This is a genomic window from Allomesorhizobium camelthorni, from assembly GCF_011045125.1.
Classification (GTDB): domain Bacteria; phylum Pseudomonadota; class Alphaproteobacteria; order Rhizobiales; family Rhizobiaceae; genus Allomesorhizobium; species Allomesorhizobium camelthorni.
The window spans coordinates 1-4,922 of sequence record NZ_JAAKZF010000176.1 but is presented as its reverse complement, the minus strand read 5'-3'; the positions used below and the strand labels follow the sequence as shown (position 1 = coordinate 4,922).

Here is a 4,922-nt window from a genome sequence, read left to right as displayed (position 1 = left end):
TGCCGGCCGTGCCCTTGAAACGCTCGGCGATCTCCAGCATCCGCTCCGTCGCGGTGGCGCCAGCCTTGGGCGTTCGGTTGAGCACGACATCCTCGCAGGCCTCGCGCAGCTCCGGCTCGATCGTGTCGTAGACGGCGAGCTGTCCGGCATTGACGATGCCCATGTCCATGCCGCGCTGGATGGCGTGGTAGAGGAACACAGCGTGCATGGCCTCGCGCACCGGTTCGTTGCCGCGAAACGAGAAGGAGAGATTGGACACGCCGCCGGAGATGTGAACATGCGGCAGGGTCGATGTGATCTCGCCGGTCGCCTCGATGAAATCGACGCCGTAATTGTCGTGCTCCTCAATACCGGTGGCGACGGCAAAGACATTGGGATCGAAGATGATATCCTCGGGCGCAAAGCCCGCCTGCTCGGTCAGCAGCCTGTAGGCGCGGGTGCAGATCTCGACCTTGCGTGCCTTGGTGTCCGCCTGGCCCTGCTCGTCGAATGCCATCACAACAACCGCCGCGCCGTACATGCGGCAGAGTTTGGCGTGGTGCAGGAACGCCTCCTCGCCTTCCTTCATGGAAATCGAGTTCACGACAGGCTTGCTTTGTACGCATTTCAGGCCTGCTTCGATCACCTCCCATTTGGAGCTGTCGATCATCACCGGCACGCGGGCTATATCGGGTTCGGCGGCGATGAGGTTGAGGTATTCGACCATGGCCTTTTTCGAGTCGATCAGCCCCTCGTCCATGTTGACGTCGATGATCTGCGCGCCGTTGGCGACCTGGTCGCGGGCTATATCGAGGGCGGCGGCGTAGTCTGCGGCCGTGATCAGCTTCCTGAACTTCGCGGAGCCGGTGACGTTCGTGCGCTCGCCAACATTGACGAAGGGGATGTCTTTGGTGAGCGTAAACGGCTCGAGGCCGGAAAGCCTCATCAACGTCTTCGCCTTCGGCAGCGAGCGCGGCTTGTGCCTGCTCACCGCTTCGGCGATCGCGGCGATATGGTCCGGCGTGGACCCGCAGCACCCGCCGACGACATTGACTAGCCCCTCGCGGGCGAATTCCTCGACCTGGGAGGCCATAAATTCGGGGCTCTCGTCATATTGGCCGAAGGCGTTGGGCAGGCCGGCGTTCGGATAGGCGCAGATGAAGGTATCGGCAACACAAGAAAGCTCGGCCAGATGCGGCCGCATGGCGGCGGCGCCGAGCGCGCAGTTGAGCCCGACCGTGAAGGGTTTGGCGTGGCGCACCGAATGCCAGAAGGCGGTCGGCGTCTGGCCGGAAAGCGTGCGGCCGGACAGGTCGGTGATCGTGCCGGAGATCATCACCGGCAACCATACACCCTTCTCGGCGAAAATCTCTTCGGCAGCGAAGATCGCCGCCTTTGCGTTCAGCGTGTCGAAGATCGTCTCGATCAGAATGATGTCGGCGCCACCGTCGATCAGGCCACGCAGCTGCTCGCCATAGGCGAGACGCAGGTCGTCGAAGGTGATGGCTCGAAAGCCGGGATTGTTTACGTCCGGCGACATCGAAGCCGTCCGATTGGTCGGGCCAAGCGCGCCGGCGACGAAGCGGCGCCTGCCGTCCTCCTGCTGGGCGCGAATCGCCGCGCGCCGCACCAGCCGCGCACCGTCGCGGTTCAGCTCATAGACCATGTCCTCCATGCCGTAATCGGCCTGCGCGATGCGCGTCGAGGAGAAGGTATTCGTCTCGATGATGTCCGCGCCGGCCTTGGCATAGGCATAGTGAATGTCTTCGATCGCCTGCGGCTGGGTCAGGATCAAAAGATCGTTGTTGCCCTGCTGATGGCAAGAGCAGCCCAGGAACCGGTCTCCGCGGAATTGATCCTCGTGGAAGCCCAGGTCCTGGATCTGCGTGCCCATGGCACCGTCGAGGAACAGGATGCGCTCGCGCGCAGCCGACCGTAGCGCGGCGAGCAATTCGGAGCCGTCAGACTTGGCTGCTACCGGCCCGAAGAGTTGATCGACTGAGGACATAAGCGACGCTTTTCATTCCTGATGCGACATGAGGCTCACATAAAGATATCTTTATGTCAATATATCATTGATGGTTGTTCAAGGTGGTAGCGTGCTACCGTGAACATCGCATGATGCAAATTGACCGGATTCCGGGGCGAGGCTCGACCTCAATCGGCCAGCAGAACTCCACAATCTTTTGGCCAGAAGTTCTGTGTGGTACGCATGCAGGAATTCATCGATTCCGCCTGCATGATTAAAATACTGCCCAGCCTTCACCGCCGGCCATCTGGCTTGCAACGGGGTGGGAAGGTCAGGAAGTCGATCTTCTGCGGGTCATCAACGACGTTGAAGTGGCGAACCATTCCGGCCGGCACGATAACCGCGAGATTGGATTTGGCGATTGCCTCCCAGTTCGCGCTTCAATGGGGGTTCACTCGGCTTGATTCACAAACAGCACGCCCCGTCTGCGAAAAATCGGCGTTCGGTCAGCGCTGGGGCCAAAAATCATGGCGCAGCGCGCAAAAAAATGACTGCAATAAATTCCGCTATGCCGGTTTCATAATTCCGTTACGTCAGCTTCGTAAATGAACGAGATGGCTTTTGTGCAAGGCCGTCCACCCAAAAGGATGGAAAACATGTCCAAGACCGCTGACAAGACCACCGACACCATCGAGAACGCCGCATTTCCGACCTTCGACCCGTCCAAGGTTACCGACCAGTTCCGCGCTGTCGCCGAAAAGGGCGTCGAGCAGTCGAAGGAAGCCTTTTCGAAATTGAAGACCGGCGCCGAGACGACCCAGAAGGCTCTCGAGTCGACCGTCGAGACCGCCATGACCGCCGGCAACGAGCTGTCACTCAAGACGATTGCCGCTCTGCGCGCCAATGCCGAAGCCGACTTCTCGCACCTCGAAGCCCTGGTTGGCGCGAAATCGCTGTCGGAAGTCGTCGAGTTGCAGACGGTCTTCCTGCGCAAGCGCGTCGAGATGAGCGTCGAGCAGGCCAAGGACATCCAGGCCGTGACCGCCAAGGCCGCCGAGGAAGTGTCCAAGCCGGTCAAGGACGCCTTCGAGAAGGTTTTCAAGGAACTCAAGGCCGCCTGACATTCTTGTTGACCACGATCTTTTCCGAAAACTGGTATTCCGCGTTTCGGGATCATGGTCTGAGGCGATTGTGCCATTTGCGTAGGTCCAAAGTCCCACCGTGAGAGGCAAATGATCCCAATCGTTTCTTGCCTTGAATATCGGAAGACGGGCGCATGCCCGCCAGTAACCAATTGCCCGCGGGCAGCGATGCCGTTTTGGCTTGCAGAGATTCGGCGGCCCGGCGAAATTTGTGGCCGTGCACTACGCTCGCATAGATCGTTTTGTAGCACCGTGCGGGCAACAGCTCGATCGGCGTCCTGCGGACCGAGGTAAAGGGAGAAGTGGCCGCCACTGCCTGATTGAGGCTTGCGCGATCGCCACGAGTCCATAACCTTGGAGAACAGCGGAGGCGGTTCGAAATGGAAATGCTTGGAATGATCGACAGTTTGTACCTCACGACGATATTCGCCATTGTGGCGGTCTGCTGCTTGGCTATCGTCATAGCTGTGCTTCAGGAACCAGATCGGGCCGCGGAAAAACTTCGATCGCTATGGCGGGATTGAAGAAAGAGACGAATTAAGGCTTTCGGCGTTCACGCGCCCGGCGTGATGATCCCGCGGCTCGGCTGCAGTTGTACCTTTCGGGCAAGGCTTATGCAGCCGTGCCCCCGAAGGCTTCGAGAAGCCGCTTTCCAATTGAGATCCTTTCCTGCGCGGTAGGGTGCGCGCCTTTCCGGAACAGCGGCCGGCCCTTCTCGACTCTCCGTGGCGATCCACGAGATGATTTCTCAGCACAATACGGGAAGAGCGTTGTGGAACTCGCCGGGCCGCCGAAGGGCGCCGCAAGCAAAGTCGGCATCGTGCCCGCAGGCCGTTGGCTGCTGGCGCGGCATGCGCCATCTTGAACCGTCATCAGGCTGACAACACATTCTGCGATGGTCGCCGAAATCCCAACGGCGGCTTCTTCACACGCCCGAGCCATTCGACAATTTGGAGGAACCAATGAACGTCACGGCATTCAGCAACCCCGTCTTCGTCAAGCGTGGATCATCCTACCTCGTGCAGGAGATTGTCGATCTCAAAGGCGCGATCGAGTTTCTGGAGGAATGGCCGGAGGGTCGCCGCAGCCTGATCCATGAAACTGCCCTTCGGGCATGCTATCAAGCGTATGGTGGGCTTAAGCCGCTGGGCGTGGCGCGCGATGCCTTTGTTGGCTTCGCGAAACGGGCCGGGATCCTGGAAGACCTCGAGGCGGTAACGCCGTGGATCGCTGCTTCCAATTCGGGCGGTGGACAGGCGCAGGTGTAGCCTCATTCCGTGTCCGCCTCCTTTGCCGCCAAGAACCCCGCATAAGCCAGGCTGCCCGGTCGCCTTGTTGGGCAAGGCAACGACTAAAGGCGGCGGCAGAATAACACCAGCCCGCGCCGGATGCGGGTACCGTCGAGGAGAACGACTGGCGTGCAACCACGCAAATGCCAGGCTGCGCGGGGCGAAGGTCGCGGCCCTAAGGGCATATAGCGGATCAACTATCGTCCCCCAGCGCACAGACCCACTTTGGCTGTCCTCATCAACAACTGTTTCGGCAGCGGCGCTTTGCTTCCGCCGAGGAACGGCAGCATGTGCTCGACAATCTCCGCCGGCTGGGGATCGGTGCCGCCGGCGCGAAGACCGGTTGGTATCTCGCCGAACTGCATGTCGCACGACCGGAAGAGGTCGCGAAATCCATGCCGCTCAGCGAGGTTCTAACCGGCAGTGCAAGACAGATTGTATAAATTTAGGAGTCGCGAGACATCGTCACAAACTTGGGGTTGCTGTTTGCGGCGCGGCCAGAGGCGGCTCTTAGGTGACGCGTCGGCAAAGACGATAGCCGCG

At 60.2% G+C, this 4,922-nt stretch carries 6 protein-coding genes; 4 read left to right on the top strand and 2 right to left on the bottom strand.

The annotated features are described in order from the left end of the window. The coding region (locus tag G6N73_RS34655) for a homocysteine S-methyltransferase family protein (protein ID WP_165034390.1) at positions 1–1,987 on the bottom strand (1,987 nt) is incomplete at its 3' end. 204 nt (positions 1,988–2,191) lie between these two features. Here G6N73_RS34655 and G6N73_RS34650 point away from each other — a divergent pair. Beyond that, positions 2,192–2,557, top strand: coding sequence for a hypothetical protein (locus tag G6N73_RS34650; protein ID WP_165034389.1), 366 nt, complete (start codon positions 2,192–2,194; stop codon positions 2,555–2,557). 47 nt (positions 2,558–2,604) lie between these two features. Then, positions 2,605–3,069: a phasin gene (locus G6N73_RS34645; protein WP_165034388.1), complete on the top strand. Its 465-nt coding sequence runs from the start codon at positions 2,605–2,607 to the stop codon at positions 3,067–3,069. Between the two features lie 52 nt (positions 3,070–3,121). Here the strand turns inward: G6N73_RS34645 and G6N73_RS34640 are convergent, their stop codons facing one another. Continuing rightward, on the bottom strand, positions 3,122–3,553 hold the full coding sequence (locus G6N73_RS34640) for a hypothetical protein (RefSeq protein ID WP_165034387.1): 432 nt from the start codon (positions 3,551–3,553) through the stop codon (positions 3,122–3,124). Between the two features lie 499 nt (positions 3,554–4,052). On the opposite strand from G6N73_RS34640, the gene G6N73_RS34635 reads away from it, so the two are divergent. Both G6N73_RS34635 and G6N73_RS34630 read left to right on the top strand, forming a co-directional pair. After that, positions 4,053–4,358, top strand: a complete 306-nt coding sequence (locus G6N73_RS34635; protein ID WP_165034386.1) for a DUF982 domain-containing protein — start codon at positions 4,053–4,055, stop codon at positions 4,356–4,358. A 311-nt stretch (positions 4,359–4,669) separates the two neighbouring features. Beyond that, positions 4,670–4,822, top strand: a complete 153-nt coding sequence (locus tag G6N73_RS34630) for a hypothetical protein (RefSeq protein ID WP_165034385.1) — start codon at positions 4,670–4,672, stop codon at positions 4,820–4,822. Positions 4,823–4,922 lie beyond the last annotated feature (100 nt).

Coding starts and splice junctions, on each gene's coding strand:
- G6N73_RS34650 (WP_165034389.1), top strand. CDS start 2,192: ATGCAGGAATTCATCGATTCCGCCTGCATGATTAAAATACTGCCCAGC.
- G6N73_RS34645 (WP_165034388.1), top strand. CDS start 2,605: ATGTCCAAGACCGCTGACAAGACCACCGACACCATCGAGAACGCCGCA.
- G6N73_RS34640 (WP_165034387.1), bottom strand. CDS start 3,553: ATGACGATAGCCAAGCAGCAGACCGCCACAATGGCGAATATCGTCGTG.
- G6N73_RS34635 (WP_165034386.1), top strand. CDS start 4,053: ATGAACGTCACGGCATTCAGCAACCCCGTCTTCGTCAAGCGTGGATCA.